This window comes from Roseomonas sp. CAU 1739, from assembly GCF_039839775.1.
GTDB lineage: Bacteria > Pseudomonadota > Alphaproteobacteria > Acetobacterales > Acetobacteraceae > Neoroseomonas.
The window spans coordinates 70339-86392 of the sequence record NZ_JBDOQQ010000008.1 but is presented as its reverse complement, the minus strand read 5'-3'; the positions used below and the strand labels follow the sequence as shown (position 1 = coordinate 86392).

15 protein-coding genes and 1 tRNA gene are annotated in these 16054 nt (G+C 70.5%); 11 read left to right on the top strand and 5 right to left on the bottom strand.

Features of this window, described 5'->3' with window-relative positions; genetic code table 11:
* Positions 1-58 precede the first annotated feature (58 nt).
* From AAFN86_RS14650 to AAFN86_RS14605, 10 genes are all read left to right on the top strand, one after another.
* On the top strand, positions 59-820 hold the full coding sequence (locus tag AAFN86_RS14650) for a putative adhesin (protein ID WP_347544093.1): 762 nt from the start codon (positions 59-61) through the stop codon (positions 818-820).
* 95 nt (positions 821-915) lie between these two features.
* Positions 916-1257 carry a PGPGW domain-containing protein gene (locus AAFN86_RS14645; RefSeq protein ID WP_347544092.1) on the top strand — a complete coding sequence of 114 codons (342 nt, stop codon included), beginning with the start codon at positions 916-918 and terminating at the stop codon, positions 1255-1257.
* A gap of 31 nt (positions 1258-1288) precedes the next feature.
* The gene (locus AAFN86_RS14640) at positions 1289-1651 is read left to right on the top strand and encodes a DUF423 domain-containing protein (RefSeq protein ID WP_347544091.1); all 363 of its coding nucleotides are present in this window, start codon (positions 1289-1291) and stop codon (positions 1649-1651) included.
* Positions 1648-2556 (top strand): SAM-dependent methyltransferase, encoded by a 909-nt coding sequence (locus AAFN86_RS14635; protein WP_347544090.1) that lies wholly within the window; start codon positions 1648-1650, stop codon positions 2554-2556. Before AAFN86_RS14640 ends, AAFN86_RS14635 begins: the two co-directional genes overlap by 4 nt.
* A gap of 97 nt (positions 2557-2653) precedes the next feature.
* Positions 2654-2965, top strand: coding sequence for an EF-hand domain-containing protein (locus tag AAFN86_RS14630; RefSeq protein WP_347544089.1), 312 nt, complete (start codon positions 2654-2656; stop codon positions 2963-2965).
* Between the two features lie 169 nt (positions 2966-3134).
* Positions 3135-3998: a YihY/virulence factor BrkB family protein gene (locus AAFN86_RS14625; RefSeq protein WP_347544088.1), complete on the top strand. Its 864-nt coding sequence runs from the start codon at positions 3135-3137 to the stop codon at positions 3996-3998.
* A gap of 35 nt (positions 3999-4033) precedes the next feature.
* On the top strand, positions 4034-5122 hold the full coding sequence (locus AAFN86_RS14620; RefSeq protein ID WP_347544087.1) for an enolase C-terminal domain-like protein: 1089 nt from the start codon (positions 4034-4036) through the stop codon (positions 5120-5122).
* A 10-nt stretch (positions 5123-5132) separates the two neighbouring features.
* A complete protein-coding gene (locus tag AAFN86_RS14615; protein WP_347544086.1) occupies positions 5133-6056 on the top strand; it encodes an NAD(P)-dependent oxidoreductase in 924 nt (307 codons plus the stop codon).
* 313 nt (positions 6057-6369) lie between these two features.
* Complete coding sequence (locus AAFN86_RS14610) at positions 6370-8106, top strand: metallophosphoesterase (RefSeq protein WP_347544085.1); 1737 nt, start codon at positions 6370-6372, stop codon at positions 8104-8106.
* 83 nt (positions 8107-8189) lie between these two features.
* Positions 8190-8272: transfer RNA gene (locus AAFN86_RS14605), tRNA-Leu, on the top strand.
* Between the two features lie 108 nt (positions 8273-8380).
* Here the strand turns inward: AAFN86_RS14605 and AAFN86_RS14600 are convergent.
* Both AAFN86_RS14600 and AAFN86_RS14595 read right to left on the bottom strand, forming a co-directional pair.
* On the bottom strand, positions 8381-9802 hold the full coding sequence (locus AAFN86_RS14600) for an amidase (RefSeq protein ID WP_347544084.1): 1422 nt from the start codon (positions 9800-9802) through the stop codon (positions 8381-8383).
* Positions 9803-9891: 89 nt separating this feature from the next.
* On the bottom strand, positions 9892-11064 hold the full coding sequence (locus AAFN86_RS14595) for an NADH:flavin oxidoreductase/NADH oxidase (RefSeq protein WP_347544083.1): 1173 nt from the start codon (positions 11062-11064) through the stop codon (positions 9892-9894).
* 351 nt (positions 11065-11415) lie between these two features.
* On the opposite strand from AAFN86_RS14595, the gene AAFN86_RS14590 reads away from it, so the two are divergent.
* Complete coding sequence (locus AAFN86_RS14590; RefSeq protein WP_347544082.1) at positions 11416-11979, top strand: lipocalin family protein; 564 nt, start codon at positions 11416-11418, stop codon at positions 11977-11979.
* A 127-nt stretch (positions 11980-12106) separates the two neighbouring features.
* On the opposite strand, the gene AAFN86_RS14585 is transcribed toward AAFN86_RS14590, so the two are convergent.
* The 3 genes from AAFN86_RS14585 to AAFN86_RS14575 form a co-directional block, all read right to left on the bottom strand.
* Positions 12107-12694 (bottom strand): GNAT family N-acetyltransferase, encoded by a 588-nt coding sequence (locus AAFN86_RS14585; protein ID WP_347544081.1) that lies wholly within the window; start codon positions 12692-12694, stop codon positions 12107-12109.
* A 325-nt stretch (positions 12695-13019) separates the two neighbouring features.
* The gene (locus AAFN86_RS14580) at positions 13020-14258 is read right to left on the bottom strand and encodes an FAD-dependent oxidoreductase (RefSeq protein WP_347544080.1); all 1239 of its coding nucleotides are present in this window, start codon (positions 14256-14258) and stop codon (positions 13020-13022) included.
* Positions 14255-15892 (bottom strand): squalene/phytoene synthase family protein, encoded by a 1638-nt coding sequence (locus tag AAFN86_RS14575; RefSeq protein WP_347544079.1) that lies wholly within the window; start codon positions 15890-15892, stop codon positions 14255-14257. The genes AAFN86_RS14580 and AAFN86_RS14575 overlap by 4 nt, the downstream gene beginning before the upstream one ends.
* Positions 15893-16054: the final 162 nt, after the last annotated feature.

The following is a 16054-nucleotide window of genomic DNA, read 5'->3' as shown; positions in this document are numbered from 1 at the left end:
CGGCCGCAAGCCACGGCAACGGGACTGCCGGTCATGGCCGGCACCGCGCCATCCCGAGATGCAACGAACGGATGCGGCGCACCCGCCGGGTTCCGCGCTGGACGACGCCTCCGTCGCTCTTGCGGTCAGCCGCGACGCATGCTCGTTTATGAGACAAGGGCAATGCGGACACAACCTGGAGCACCAGATCATGTCATTCGGCTCGGTCGTATCAGGATTTTTCGATCATCTTTCGGATGTGCATTCCAGCGCAAGCATGGATTTCGCGCAGAACAGCTCTCCGGTCACAAAGCTGACCAACTACTACCTGATTGGTAACTCGACCGGAAAGACATCCTGCTATATCATTTGTCACGGCGGGCATTTCGAGAAAAATTACTTTATGGATAATATGACGTTCACCGTTCCCCAGGGCGTCACCGTCTCATTTTTTCACGACCACGGTGATATCTTCAGCTACTCGTACAATCGCTTCGGGTCCGGCGATCCGTCGCAACTGCCGCTTGTCAAGGTCTCGGATGGCAAGAAGGTCTATGCGGCCGGCGAGGCGTGCGAGAACTACATGCTCAACAAGTTCCATGGCCGCCACGGCGCCAATGAGAACTACCAGGATCTGCAGAACCTCGCCGCGCCGGGCGATCATCTTTTCGTGGTGGTTCGCAATCGCTGGTTCAGCGCGGGCGTCAGCCTGAAGGACTGCATCGCCGCGGTGCGCGAGGCCGTGCCCACCGTGACCACCTTCCTGTGCATGTTCTGCCGCGCCACCGAGGATTCGACCAACTGGTACAGCGCGACCGCCGGCGAAAACAAACCGGTGTAGCGCGACGGCATCTGTGCCTCGGCGCCGGTTCGGGACTGCGCCCGCCGGCGCATTCCGCAGTCCGGCGCCAGGCATTTTTCGGAACGTTCCGACCCATGCCGGGCGCCGCCGTCAAGGGCTTGCGCTGCACCGCCCGGCGCGCCACCTGCCGCCCCATGGTGATCCTGCGCCCCTCCCTCTCCCGCAAGGCCACGGGCTGGTGCCTGCTCGCGCTGGGCGTGCTTGGCTTGGTGCTGCCCTTCCTGCAGGGCTTCCTGTTCCTGGCCCTCGGCGTCTTCGTGCTGCGCGACCAGCACATCTGGGCGGCGCGGCGCTGGGGCTGGGTGCAGGGCCGCTGGCCGCAGCACGTCACCCGCATCGAGGACATGGAGGCGTCTTTCGGACGTCGCCTCGCCGGCGCGGCCGAACGGCTGCGGCGGTTGTTCAGCCGGACGTGACGTCAGCGCACGGCGCGCGTAAGTCCATCCCATGCATCGTCTCTGGCTGTTCCTTGGTGCCCTAACCGGGCTCGCCGCCGTCGCCCTTTCGGCCTGGGCCGCGCATGGCGCGCCGGCCGCCTTCGCGACCGCGCCGCGTCGTGCCGTGGACAATGCGCTGATGATCCAGGGCTGGCACGCGTTCGCGCTGATCGCCGCCGGGCTGATGGCCGAACACGGCAGGCGCCTCGCGCATCTGGCCGGCGCGGCCTTCGCCATCGGCACCATCCTGTTCTGCGGCGCGGTGTGGTGGGGGGTGCTGGGGCGTCCTTCGCTCGGGCCGGTCGCGCCAGCCGGCGGCATGACGCTGATGGCCGGCTGGGCGCTGCTGGCCCTGGCGGCGCTGAAGCGGTGATCCGTAGCGCCTACCTTGCCGCCGAGGGCTTCGAGGCCGACCTCACCGAGGATCTGCGACGTGCCGGAGCGCGCATCGACGTGTGGCATGGCCGGCTGGCGCTGTCCCCCGATGCGCCGGTCGCGGCGCCCTGGGCGCTGGAGGCCTGGACCGATCCGCGCGAGATCGCGGTCCCCTCGGTCAAGGCCGGCGCTGACGCGCTGCGCGCCATCCAGCGCAATTGGGCGCATTACCCGCTGCTGCACCATCGCCGGTCCGCCTTGCTGGCGGATCGCCTGCCGCCGGTGAAGGCCCGCCCGCTGGCGTTCCCCGAACCCGCGCCGACCGGCCATCTCGGCGCCTGGACGCTGCTGGCGCCGGACCGGATGCTGGCCAGCCCGACCAAGACCAGCCCCTTCGTCAATGGCGAGGTCCGCTTCGCCGAGGATCGCGAGGGCCCGCCCTCCCGCGCCTATTTGAAATTGTGGGAGGCGCTGACGCGCATCGGCCGGCATCCGGGGCCGGGCGAAACCTGCCTCGACCTCGGCGCCTCGCCGGGTGGCTGGACCTGGGCGATCGCACGGCTCGGTGCGCGTGTCGTGGCGGTGGACAAGGCGCCGCTCGACCCCGCCATCGCCGCCATGCCCGGCGTTTCCTGCCGGCAGGAGAGCGCCTTCGGCATGGACCCCCGGCAGGAAGTGCCGGTCGACTGGCTGTTCTCCGACATCATCTGCTACCCCGACCGCTTGCTGGGCCTGGTGCGGCGATGGATGGACGCCGGCGCGGCGCGGAATTTCGTCTGCACGCTGAAGTTCCAGGGCGAGACGGACCACGATACGGCAGCGGAATTCGCCGCGATTTCAGGGGCTTGCCTGTTCCACGGCTTCAACAACAAGCATGAGCTGACCTTCGCGCTTCTGGCCTGACGGGGATGTGGCACGGCAGCTGCAAAGTGCTGCCTGCGCCAGGACGGCGTGGCCCGGCAGAAGGACGGGCGCGACACCTACGACGGAGTACGCAGCCATGCAGATCATCCCGGAGCGTTCGCCAACCGCGCCACAGGCGATCCGGGCGATCCGCATGCAGAGCCAGCAGGATGCGGCTCGGCTTCAGGCTGCAGGCGGCCGACAGGAGTTCGCCGCCACGCTGCAAAACATGCAGCAACGTCCCGCCAACATGGCGGGGCCAGGTACGCCCACGGGCAACACGCTCGCCACCCTGCTCCAGCGACTGGACACCGACCAGGATGGACGGATCACGTCGCTGGAGCTGCGGGCGACGACGCAGCGCCAGTTGGAACCGCCCGACGCCGCCGGGACGCCTGCCGTACCGTAGATCGGCGGGCACGGCCGGCGATGCCCCGATGCCGATGTTCGGCCCGCCGCGGCCGGCCAGGGACTGCGCTCACGCACATGGCTATGGGCTCTCGGACTTGCGCGCATCGTCACGCAGCTGAATGATTCCACTCGCGCGCGATCTGCTCTAGCTGTGGCGCATGGATGTCATGCCGCCTTTCCGCCCACCGGGATCGCGCCGCCGCGGCGCCATCGCCATTGGCCGGCGAGTGATGCAGGCCGCCGCGTCCGACCGCATTTCCCTGACCGCCGCCGGCTGCGCCTTCTACGCCATGCTGGCGCTGTTCCCCGGCATCTTCCTGCTGGTGCTGATGTACGGCTTGGCCTTCGACAGCGCGACGGTGGAGCCGCAGCTCGAGATCCTGCGCGAATTGGTGCCGCCGGAGACCTACGACCTCATCGCAGACCGGCTGCATGCGCTGGTCGCGCAGCCGCGCCCGGCGATGAACTGGGGGGCGATCGTCTCGGGCGGCGTCGCGATCTGGTCAGCCTCTGCCGGCACGCGGGCGATGCTGGGTGCGCTCAACATGGCGCATGCCGTGCTCGAGACGCGTCGCTTCCTGCATTACCATTCGCTGGCCATCGGCATCACCATGGCGGCGACCCTGGCGGCGACGCTCGCCATCGCATCCCTGGTGGCGCTGCCGGGGGTGGCCGCGCTGCTCGGCCTTCCGGCGCCGCAGGCCTGGGCGCTGCGCGGCATGTCGATGAGCACGGTGCTGCTGTTCGTCTTCGCCGGGCTGATCGTGGTCTATCGGCTCGGCCCTTCGGGGCAGCATCCGGGGCTGATCTGGACGCTGCCGGGGGCGGTCGTGGCGACGCTGATCTGGGCGGCGGCGTCCTTCGGCTTCACGCTCTATGTGTCCAACTTCGCGACCTATGACCTGATGTACGGGCCGCTCGGCGCCGTGGTGGCGCTGCTGATGTGGTTCTGGGTGTCGGTCTATGTCGTGCTGCTGGGGGCGGAACTGAACGTCGCGCTGATGGAGCAGCACGCCTCGACGCAGGTGTGACGCGCAGGCAGGATCATCGGCAAGGAGACGCCATCATGAGCCTGCCGGTCATTGCCGAGATCCGCGTGCGCGCGGTGGATGCGCCGCTCGATCCGCCGCTGCGCAACAGCCTGAACGTCATCCCGCGCGCACCGCTGGTGATCGTGGATGTGCGCACGGCATGCGGCGCGGCGGGGACGGCCTATGTGTTCCCCTATACGCCCGCGGCACTCGGGCCGACGGCGGCACTCGCGCGCAGCCTCGGCGCCGGGCTGGTCGGGCGGCCATTGGCGCCGGCGACGATCTGGCGGGACCTGCACGATGCCGGGCGCATCCTGGGCACCGAAGGGCTGGTGCAGATCGCGCTGTCGGGAATCGACATGGCGCTGTGGGATGCGCTGGCGGTGCGCGCCGGGCTGCCGCTGTGCGCGTTGCTGGGGGGCGAGCCGAGGCCGGTGCCGATCTATGCCTCCCTGCGCGGCTGGGGGCCGGCGATGCTGGCGGAGGAAGCCGGGCGCGCGGTGGCGTCGCTCGGTGCACGCTGGGTCAAGTTCAAGATCGGCCATGCGCGGCTGGAGGATGACCTCGACACGGTGCGCGCCGTCCGCGCGGCGGTGGGCGAGGGCGTCGGCATCCTGGTGGACTACAACCAGGCGCTGACCCTGCCCGAGGCCGAACGGCGCGGCCGCGCGCTGCAGGAGCTGGACGTGCGCTGGCTGGAGGAACCGCTGCCGGTGCAGGACGATGCCGGGTTGGCGGAACTGGCGCGGCGGCTGACCGTGCCGGTGCAGGGTGGCGAGAACTGGTGGGGGCCCGCATCCATGCAGCGCGCGCTGGCCGCTGGTGCGGTGGACCTGTGCATGCCGGACGCGATGAAGATCGGCGGCGTGACGGGATGGATGCGCGCCGCGGCGATCGCGGCGGCGCATCGCGTGCCGATGTCGTCGCACATCTTCATCGAGGCCAGCGTACATCTGATGAACGTGACGCCCACGGCGCATCTGCTGGAGCATCTGGACGTGGCGGCTCCGTTGCTGGATGACCCCTTCGTCGTGACAGACGGCATGGCGCTGGTGCCCGACCGGCCGGGGATGGGCCTTGTGTGGAATGAGGCGGCGCTGGCACAGCACGCCGCGGATGTGTGAACAGGAGACAATGATGCGCGCCGCTTTCGTCGATGCCACCCCCTCCCTCGCCGACATCATGCGGCGGCTGCACCGCGCCGACGACCTGCCGGTCGCCATCCATGAAGACCCCGACATCACGCCGGAGGCGCTGCCCGCCCTGTTGAAGGATGTGGAGATCGCCATCGACGACCACACCGCCTTCCCGGTCGATGTGGTGAAGCGCTGCCCGTCGCTGAAGCACATCGTCTTCCTCGGCACCGGCGCGCGGTCCTACATGGACCCGGAGGCGCTGGAGGCCGAATGCGGCGTCAAGGTCCACATCATCAAGGGCTATGGGGACACCGCGGTCGCCGAGATGGCCTACGCCCTGATGTGGGCGGCCGCGCGCGGCATCGGCCACATGCACCATGAGATCGCCGGCGGCGGCTGGCCGCGCACGGAGGGGATGCAGCTGACCGGCAAGACGGTGGGCATCATCGGCTTCGGCGGCATCGGCGCGGAAATGGCGCGGCTGTGCAACGGCGCGGGGATGAAGGTGCTGGCCTGGAACCGCTCGGCGAAGACGCATCCCGGCGTGACCTTCACCGATATCGACACGCTGCTGGCCGAAAGCCATGTGGTGTCGCTGCACCTGCTGCTGAATGACGAGACGCGCGGCTTCCTTTCGGCCGAGCGTCTGGCGAAGATGCGCCCCGGCGCGCTGTTCGTGAACACCGCGCGCGGCGCGATCGTGGATGAGCCCGCGCTGATCGAGGCTTTGCGCAGTGGCCATATCGGCGGCGCCGGCCTCGACGTGTTCGTCGAGGAGCCGCTGCCGGCCGGGCATCCGATCGCAGCACTGTCCAACGTCACGCTGACTTCGCACTCCGCTTTCCGCACGCCGGAGGCGACGGACAACCTGCTGGAAGCCGCGCTGGTGCATTGCCGCCGCATCCTGCGCGACGGCGCGTGACGGCGGCGGTGGGCCGAGCGGGGCAGGATCCCATTTGCGTCGCGACAGGTTGGTTGGACGGTGGAACCGGAGAGGGCTTTGCCCCCTCCGAACCTCCCCCAGCAAAGGCCGGTGGGCCTTTGGAAACCGATACTTGGCATCGGACGTCTCGCGCAGGATTGATGCCCGGATTCGGCCTCGTGCCCGACGCGACCTTCGTCCCCTCAATCATACCGGTATGCTTGGCACCAGGTGATGGTTTCCAAAGGCCCACTGGCCTTTGGTGGGGTGGCCCGGAGGGGCAAAGCCCCTTCGGTCTTCTTCCAGCGCGCCCATGAGCTTCTCCGACCCCCGCGACGGCGATCTCGAAGACGATGCATCCAGCACGTCGCGCCATTCACTGCTCGGCCATGCCTCGCGCATGCTGCTCGAGATCAGCCTGCCGAAGCTGGTGCTGGCGGCGGTCATGCTGCTGGTTGTTCCAGCATTGCTGCTGGGTGCCGCGCCCAAGGTGGTGCTGTGGTTGACCGAGACCGCCTGGCACGGCGTGGCGCGCTTCGGCCTGATCATCGCCCTGGCCAGCTTCGCGATCATCGCCGGCGTCGCCTCGTGGCGGTGGGGCCGGCTGTTGTTCCGCGTGGTCGAGCGCAATTTCTGGGCGCTGAATGCCGGGCTGGTGCAGCCGCTCTATACCGCCCTGCGGGAAGCGACGCGGCTCGCGCTGGAAACCGCCGCACCTGGCCGACCGCTGGCGGCGATGCGGCGCGATGCCGGGCTTGCGGCCGGGGCGTTGATCGCGCTGCTCGGCGCGGCCGTCGCCTGGTGGGCAGGGCCGCTGCCGACGCTGCGCGTTGCGGCCTTCGGCGCGGGTGACCTGGTCGGCATCGCGCTCGATGCCATCCGCAACGGTGTGTGGGTCATCGCCGTCTATCTGATGGTCGGCGCGCCGGCCTGGAGCATCGCTGAGGCACTGGCCGGCACGCCCGAGGATATCGGTCCGCCCGTTGCGGGCGAGGCGCGCTGGCGTGTCGCGCATCTGTCCGACATCCACATCGTCGGCGACGAGTACGGCTTCCGGCTGGAATGCGGCCGCGACGGGCCGCGCGGCAACAGCAGGCTGGACCGCGTGCTCGAATTGCTGGAGGCGGAGGACGCGGTGCGGCGCATCGATGTCGTGCTGATCACCGGCGACATCACCGATGCCGCGCGCAACGCGGAATTCATTGCCTTCGAGGATGCGCTGGCGCGCCACCCGTCGCTGCGCGACCGCATCCTGATCATTCCCGGCAACCACGACGTGAACATCGTCGATCGCGCCAATCCGTCGCGGCTGGAACTGCCCATCGCGCCGGGCGGGCCATTGCGGCGGCTGCGCTTCCTGTCGGCCATGGCGCGGCTTCAGGGGCGGCGGGTGCGCGTGGTCGATCACGACACGCAGCGCGTCGGGCCGACCTTCGATGCCTGGCTGGCACAGGATGGGCGCGGTGAAACGCTGGCGCGCTTCATGGATGACGGTGGGCTGCGCGCGGGGCTCGCCGCGCGCGCGACCTGGAACGAGGCCTTCCCGCTGATCGCGCCGCCGGCGACGCCGGACGGGCTCGGCGTCGTGCTGCTCGATTCCAATGCGGAGACGCATTTCTCCTTCACCAATGCGCTCGGCATCCTCGGCATGAGTCAGCTGCGCGCGGCCGAGGCGGCGATGCGCGAATGGCCGCAGGCGCGCTGGCTGGTCGCCCTGCACCATCATCTGGTCGAATACCCGCGGCCTGGTGCGTCATTGGCGGACCGGATCGGCACGGCGCTGGTGAACGGGCATTGGGTGCTGCGGCGGCTGCGGCGGCATGCGCGGCGCATCGTGGTGCTGCACGGGCACCGGCATTTCGACTGGATGGGGCGCAGCGGGGATCTGCGCATCATCTCCGCGCCGTCACCGGTCATGGGCGCGCTGGATCGGGAGGGGCGGTATTTCTGGCTGCACGCATTGGCGCCGGCGGCCGATGGCGGGCTCGCGCTGCTGGCGCCGCAACGGATCGAGGTGCCCGGCGCCGAGCCCCTCGACGAAGGTGGTTAGGGAGGATAATTCCCCCTCCGGCCGTGCAGGCAGGGTTGACGGGCACCCGCCGCGGAGGCTGCCTGCACGCTGACAAGCAATGCGCCCGCCTGGCGGAATGGTAGACGCAGCGGACTTAAAATCCGCAGACCGCAAGGTCATGCCGGTTCGAGTCCGGCGGCGGGCAAGCCTTGATGCCGCACATCCTCCACCAGCGCCTCCTCCGTGCGGGAGGCGACATGGTCCCGCGCCCAGCGCCCGCGCGCCGAGGCTGTTTGGAGCCGGCCTTCGGGCGTCAGCCCATCCGCGCCCAAAGCTGCTGCGACAGCGTGCCCAACCGATCCTCGATGGCGATCATCGCATCCACCACCAGATCCTCGCGCCAGCGCCGGCCGAGGATCTGCACGCCGACCGGCTTCGGCCCCTCGGGGAAATCGCCGAGGCCGGCCGGCACGACGCCCGCCGGCAGGCCGAGATAGTTGCCGACCACCGACCAATGCCCCTGGCCGATGCTCTCGCGCAGCCCTTCCGCCCCTTCCGCGTCGCGGCCCGGCGCATAGAAGGGCACCGGCAGGAAGGGCGAGAGGAACAACGGGTATTCCGCCATCAGCACCGACCATTGCCGCGCATAGAAGGTGCGGCGGGCGAGCAGTTCCAGCATGGGCTTCATCTCCACCGTGGGCGTGCGGCGGTAGTTCTGCTCGAAGACGCTGACGATGGCGGGCGAGCCGTACTTCGCGACGTCCTGGGCCATCAGGTGATAGCTCTCGGTCATCAGCGCCTGGCGGCCTTCGAAGGCAATCTCGCGCAGGGATGGCGGCGCCACCTCCTCCACGACATAGCCCGCATCGGCCAGCGCATCCCGCGCGGCCAGCAGTGCCTTCTCCACCAGCGGATGCAGCGGCAGGTCCGGCGCCTCGCGGCTGAAGCAGACCTTCATCGGTCCCGCCAGCGCCGGCCCACGCCAGGGCAGCGGCACATGGAAGGGGTCGCGCGGATCGGGCGCGATCATCGCCGGCATGGCGAGATGCAGGTCCCGCGCCGAACGCGCCAGCAGCCCCTGCGCCGACATCTGCTGCGCCAGCAGGCCGCGCTCCACCGTCTGCGAGGGGTTGTAGACCGCCACGCGGCCGACGCCCGGCTTGACCGTGACCACGCCATTGCCCGCAGCGGGAAAGCGCAGCGACCCGCCAATGTCATTGCCATGCCCCAATGCGCCGATCCCCGCCGCCACCGCAGCGCCCGCGCCGCCCGACGAACCGCCGGGGCTCACATGCCGGCCCCACGGATTCCAGGTCCGGCCGAACAGCGGGTTGTCGGTGTCGCAGCGACGCGAGAACTCCGGGACATTGGTCCGCCCGATCACCACGGCGCCGGCATCCAGCAGGTTCTTCACCAGCGGCGCATCACCCGGCGCGACCAGATCCTTGAAGGCGACAACGCCGTTCGAACTCGCCTGCCCCTTCTGGTCGATGTTGATCTTGATGGTGATCGGCACGCCATGCAGCGGGCCCTTCGGACCCTTGGCGGCATCGAGCGCTTTCGCCCGTTCCAGCGCCGCGTCCGAAAGGTCGGTGACCACGGCATTCAGCGCGGGATTGACCGCATGCATGCGCTCGACCGAGGCGCGCACCGCCTCCGTCGCGCTGACTTCGCCGGATTGGATCAGGGCGCTGAGGTCGGTGGCGGCATATTGCCAGAGCGGCGCGGATGTCATGGATGGAAAGTCCTTGCTGCCATGGATTCACGGAGATTGACGACGGCGTCGGCCTGGCAAGGCGGGCACCGGGCGAACCGCACGGCCATTCAGGCCCGCAGTCCTTCCCGATAGGTGCTCGGCACCATCGTCCTGACCTGCCGCGCCCGCTTCTCCAGCCAATAGGCGCTGGCCGGCGGCACCAGCGCGAAGCGCGGATTGACGCCCAACTTCTGCGCCGCATCCATCGGCCAGTTCGGATTGTACAGAAGCTCCCGCGCCAGCGCGATCAGGTCGGCCTCGCCCTTCTGCAGGATGTCCTCCGCCTGGTCGGCATGAACAATCAGCCCGACCGCCATGGACAGGATGCCAGCCTCGCGCCGCAGCCTTTCGGCATAAGGCACCTGGTAGCCATATCCGATCGGCCCGGCACTGGTGACCGGCGCGCCCGACATGCCGCCCGAGGAGCAGTCGATCACGTCGATGCCCTTCGGCTTCACCAGCTTCGCCAACGCGACGCTTTCGGCTGGCCCCCATCCCACATCGTCCTCCACCGACAGGCGCAGGAACAGCGGCTTGTCCTCCGGCCAGTGGCGGCGGACTTCCTCCACCACCTCGATGCAGAAGCGCATCCGGCCCATCGCGTCGCCGCCATACTCGTCATTGCGCAGGTTGGAGAAGGGCGAGAGGAACTGGTGGATCAGGTAGCCATGCGCGCCATGGATCTCGAGCACGTCGAAGCCGGCCTCATGGGCGCGGCGCGCGGCCTGGCCCCATTGCAGCACCAGGTCCTTCACTTCCGCCCGCGTCAGCGCGCGCGGCAGCGGATCGCTCTCCGGTGAACGCGCCGCCGATGGGGCGACGAGGTCCCAGGCGTCCCAGGCCTCGGGTCCCAGCGCGTCGACCACCGCCTCGCGCGTCAGCGGCGCGCCGCCCTCCCATGGCCGGAAGCGCCGTGACTTGCGGCCGGAATGGCCGATCTGGATGCCCGCCACGCAGTGTTGCGCGCGAATGAAGTCGACGATCCGCAGGAGGCCGGGGATGAAGGCGTCATCCCACAGGCCGAGATCACCCATCGTGCCGCAGCCGCGCCGCTCCACCTTGGTGCTTTCCACCATCATCAGCCCGGCCCCGCCGGCGGCGTAGCGCCCGGCATTCATCAGGTGCCAGTCGGTGGCGAAGCCCCCCGACGCCGCATATTGGTGCATGGGCGCCACGACGACGCGGTTCTTCAGGGTCACGCCCCTGATCTGCAGCGGCGTGAACAACAGCGGGTCGGCCATTCTGCGTTCCTTCCCCTCGGCGCCGCCATGCTACAGCGCCGGGCGGGCGTGGGAAGGCAACGGGCCAGGCCAGTGGCGCGATGCTTGCCTGGGCTTGCCTGGAGAGACCTGCCTCGTTCCAGGCCGGGCCGGCCGCGCCGGGCCGCAGCCGCCAAGCGATGCGCCGCCCAACGCTCCATTCCCGGCCGAATTCCTGGTGGACGTGGCCGGTTCCTCGCGGGCCTGGCGGTGGGCGGGCCGCACGAGCCCTCGGGTGCAACCGTGCCGGTCGCACCGCGTTCACCGACGAACAGGGCGCGGCCACCGGCATCCCGGCCTGGCCGCGCCACGTTCGGGACCACGGAGGACAGCATGCATGCGAGGACCCTCGCCATCGTCGGGCTGACGGCCACGGCGACGTACTGGCTGGCGGAAAAACTGCGGCGGCCGCCGCTGCCCAAGACGGTCGGCTTCGTGGACCTGCCGCGCTACGCCGGCACCTGGCACGAGGTGGCGCGCTTCCCCAACGCGTTCCAGGATCGCCCCAACCTGCGCGCCGTCGCCGTCACGGCGACCTATACGCCGCAGCCGGACGGCACGATCCACGTTCTCAACACATGCGTCGACGCAGCCAATGGAGGCCATCCGATCACCGCCGAAGGCCATGCGCGCTCGGCCTCGCCCGGCAATGACCGCTTGCGCGTCGCGTTCCTCTGGCCGTTCTTCGGGGATTATTGGATCATCGGTCTCGACCGTGACTATCGCTGGGCCGTGGTCGGCACGCCGAACCGCCGGTTCCTGTGGATCCTGGGCCGCGAGGCCGAGATGGCCCCCGCAAACTATGCCGAGGCGTTGTCGATCGCTGGCCGCGAAGGCTTCGACATCGGCCGGCTGAAGCGCACCGGCCATGCCGCGCCCAGCGTCGCGGCCGCATAGGGCAGGTCGCGTTCCATCGAAAGCGGTCAGGCGCGCGAGGATGGTCGCCGATTGAGCGGATCGGGTGACCACCATTCAACGCGATTGCTCCGGCGTCGCGGCTGCCGGCCCGCCGGCGGGCCCCTCGTCACGATGCCGCGTCGGCCCGCTCAGGCTGCGCGCGCACCGCGTCGTCCCGCCGCAATTCGAACCATTGGCAGGGTTCGTCCCGGCCGCGCGAGGGGCACCAGATGCGGCCTTCCCCCATCGGCGCCATGCCCAGCAGCCGGACCACTGCCAGGGAGGCCGCGTTGTCGGCCTGCACCGCCGCGCGCAGCCGCGCGATATCCATCAGCGCGAAGGCTTCGCGCATGGCCGCCGGCGCGGCTTCCCGCATGTAGCCCAGGCCCTGGAAGTCCTCGCCGAGCCAATAGGTGATCAGCGCAGTCGCGGGATCCCCCGGCGCGCGGGAGATGCTGATCCAGCCCAGCACGGCGCCATCGGCGCGACGTTCGACCACCAGCGGCAAGGATCGCCGCTCCGCGGCCGCCATGCGCACGCCGGCGATGCGGTCGAGTGCCATGACCGGCGTGTAGGGCACCGGCCAGGACGCCAGCCGGCGGCTGACGGCTTCGCTCATCAGGCCTGCCAGCGCCGTGGCGTCGCGTTCTTCCGCGCAGCGGAGGCACAGACGATTCGTATGGACGGGTGGAACAGTGTCGGCATTCGCAACCATGGCGAGAGAATGCCCGCTCCGGACCCGGCATGCCAGCACGTTGAGGACGCGATGCGCCGGCATCTGCCCGGCCAGGTTGAATGATCGCGCGCGTGTGATCCCGACAGGCTGGGCGCCGACCGGCATCCGGGCCAACGCGTCGGTCTCATGCCAACGACACGGCTCATCGACTCGTGCCGAGGCCGCGAAGGCGGCCCGCCGGTAGTCCGGCGAAAGCCAAGCAAGCCGGAGGTTTGCGCGTCACACCATGGGCGTGCCTTTAGCACGACGCGTCCGAGGGCAGGCCGAAGCCGATACCGACGGTCGAGGAATTCGGCCGTTGGTATCAGGCCGCGCCGGGCCGCCGTGCCTGCCTGGCGACGGCCTTTGCGGCGGCCTCGCCGGACAGGGCCGCGGCCTCGATCGTCGCGGGCAGGCCGCCCCAGGTCCAGTCGCCCGCCAGCGCCAGGTTGCGCAGCGGCAGCCGCGGTGCGACCGGCGGGAACCCGACACCATGGCGCGGCGTGGCCCGGCGTTCCTTGACCGCGCGGCAAGGCGGCGGCGCCTGCGCCCAATCCCCCGGCAGGGCGAAGGCGCGGGCGGCCTGGCGGATCTCGGCCCAGGCACGCGGCGCGAGGCTGTCCACCGGCTCCTCGGCTTCAGCATCAGCGGCGCTGACGGTCACGCTGATGCCGCCCGGGCGGACCAGGACCCATTGCACCAATCCGCCGAGCAGCCCGACGAAGCGCACCGGCCCCGCGCCCGGCCGGGCGAAGTGCAGGTTCAGGATCGGCGCATGGTCGTCGGGCACGCGCAGGCCGAGGATCAACCGCGCCGCCTCCCAGGGCGGCAGGGCGAGGATGATCGCATCGCCCGCCGCGACCGCCAGCGAGTCCTGGCCAATGTGCAGCGCGACGGCGCGGCCCTCCGCGGTGGTCAGCGCGCGCAGCCGGGCGCCCAGCCGCAGCGCGACGCCAGCCTGTGCGAGCGCGGCGAGGGCCGGGGCGATCAGGTTCGGCCCGAGACCCTCCCGCGCCACCAGCAGCCGCGCCGCGCCGGCGCCGCCCAGCCGCCGCAGCACCTGGCCGAGCCGTGCGGAGGAAGCCTGCGCGACCGGCGTGTTCAGCGCGGCGACAGTCAGCGGCTCGACGAAGCCGCGCAGCAGCGCGGGGTGCTTCGCCATGGCCGTCGCGACCGGCCGGTCGGTGATGCCGGAAGCCATGCCCAGCAATGCCAGCACGCCGCCGGCACTCAGTCCCGGCGGGCGCCGCGCGGGGTCGCGCCAGGCGCGCGGTGATGCGGCGATGCGGCGGGCGGTTCCGTCGGCCAGGTCGAACAGCGGCAGGCCATCCGGTTCCGGCTCGATCCAGCCGTCGCGCGCGCCGATGGCATCAAGGAACCGCAGCGCCGCGCGGTTCGCCCCCATCAGGACATGGGTGCCGTTGTCGGTGCCGTCGGGCAGGGCGCGGCAGCGGCCGCCGGCAACCGGGGCGGCGTCGTGCAGCGTCACGGCATGGCCGGCACGGGCCAGCATCAGGGCAGCGACCATCCCGGCCACGCCGGCGCCGACCACATGGACCGTCACCGTGCCGCGACCGGGGCGAGGCGCAGCGCGAAGGCCGCCATGCGCACCTTCTCGCCGCGGGTGAGGCGCGGGCGGGCGCGGGGCGGGGCGAAGCCACGCGCGACCAGCCGGTCGAACAGGCGCCGATAGCCCCACATCATGATGCGGGCCGGCAGCAGGGCGCGCATGTCGAAGTGGCGCAGCGCGGCTTCCGCCTCGGCAAAACCGGCCTCGGCCTGCACGGCGATCTCCCGCGACACCTCGGCAATGGCGGGGGCGGCGAGGATGCGTGCGGCCGGGCCATCGGCGATGCCATGCGCCGCGAGCCGGTCGAGCGGCAGATAGATGCGGTCGCGCGCGGCATCCTCATCCAGGTCTCGCAGGATGTTGACCAGTTGCAGTGTGCGACCGAGGGCGAGGCCGAATCCCACCGCCTCCGGCGCGCCGAAGATGCGCACCGCCATCGCGCCGACGCTGCCGGCGACGCGGCGGCAATAGACGTCGAGTGCCGCGCCATCCGCGATGCGCACGGCCGGCGCGGCATCGGTTCGCATGCCCTCGATCATCGCCTCGCATTCCCCGACAGGCAGGTCGTAGCGATCCCGCGCGCGCGCCAATTCGCGCGACAGGGCGCAGTCGGGTCGGGCGAGTTTCGTGCGCCAGTCTTCGAGGAAGCGGTGCTTCTCGGCATCGGGCATGGCGCCGTCGGCGATGTCGTCCACCACGCGGCAGAAGCCATAGACGGCCCACAGCGCGCGACGGCGATCGCCGCGCAGCGCCGACATGCCGCGGGTGAAGGAGGAACCGGCAGCGGCGACGCGCCGGCGCACCAGCGTCGCATCCGATGGCCCGCCGAAGGGTGCCGCAATGAAGGCGCGGACCGCGTCGGCCTTGGTCCGTGCGACGCGGCCGGCAACGGGATCGCCTTGCCGCAGCCGCGTAAGCAGGCGGCGCGCCATCGCCAGCGTGACGCCCGCTTCCATCGCAAGCCTGCGGGAGGCAACGAGCCGCGGCAGCGCCGCAGCGGCGTCGAGCCGCTCAGCCACGCGGTCCAGCGCCGCATCCAGCACGGCGCGGCGGCGCGCGGCACTGGCGGGGTCGAAGAAGGCGGCCTCGCCGCCCGCCAGCGCGAGCCAGGATTCCGGCAGGTAGATGCGGTCGAGCGCATCGCGATCCGGGACCAGGTCCTGCAGGTGGTTCAGGACCTGCAGCGCCGTGCTGAGCGCATCCGCCGCATCCATCGCGCCGGGCGCGTCCTCGCCATGCAGGCGCAACAGCATCCGCCCGACCGGGTTGGCGGAGGCGGCGCAGTAATCCTCCAGCGCAGCCCAGTCGGCGTAGCGGCGCTGTGTCGCATCCTGGCGGAAGGCATCGAGCATGCGCCGCGCTTCCGCCGTGCCGGCGGCGCTGTCGTGCAGCAGCCGTGCGGCGGGTTCGGTGGTGCCGGGGTCATCCAGCGCACGCTCCAGCGCCGCCAGCCGCGCCAGCTTGTCGTCCGGTGTCAGCGCCGGGCTGTCGGCGATGTCGTCGGCGGTGCGCACGAAGCGATAGAAGCCGAGCACCTTCGGGCGCAGCGCCGGGGCGATGAGGCGGGAGGCGACGGGGAAGTTCTCGCTGGCCGCGTCGCGCGTCGGCGGGAGGGCGGCGAGGGTCATGCGCCGGCGGGGCGTCGCCGTTCAGGCGCCGGGATGTTTTGAAGGTTGGAGGGGCGTTGCCCCTCCAAGCCACCCCTTGGCGTCGGGCACGACAGGCGCGACCAGTGTCCTGGCACATCCTTGCGCCCGGAGCGGCATTTGCCAGCGCCGGCGCAACTGCCT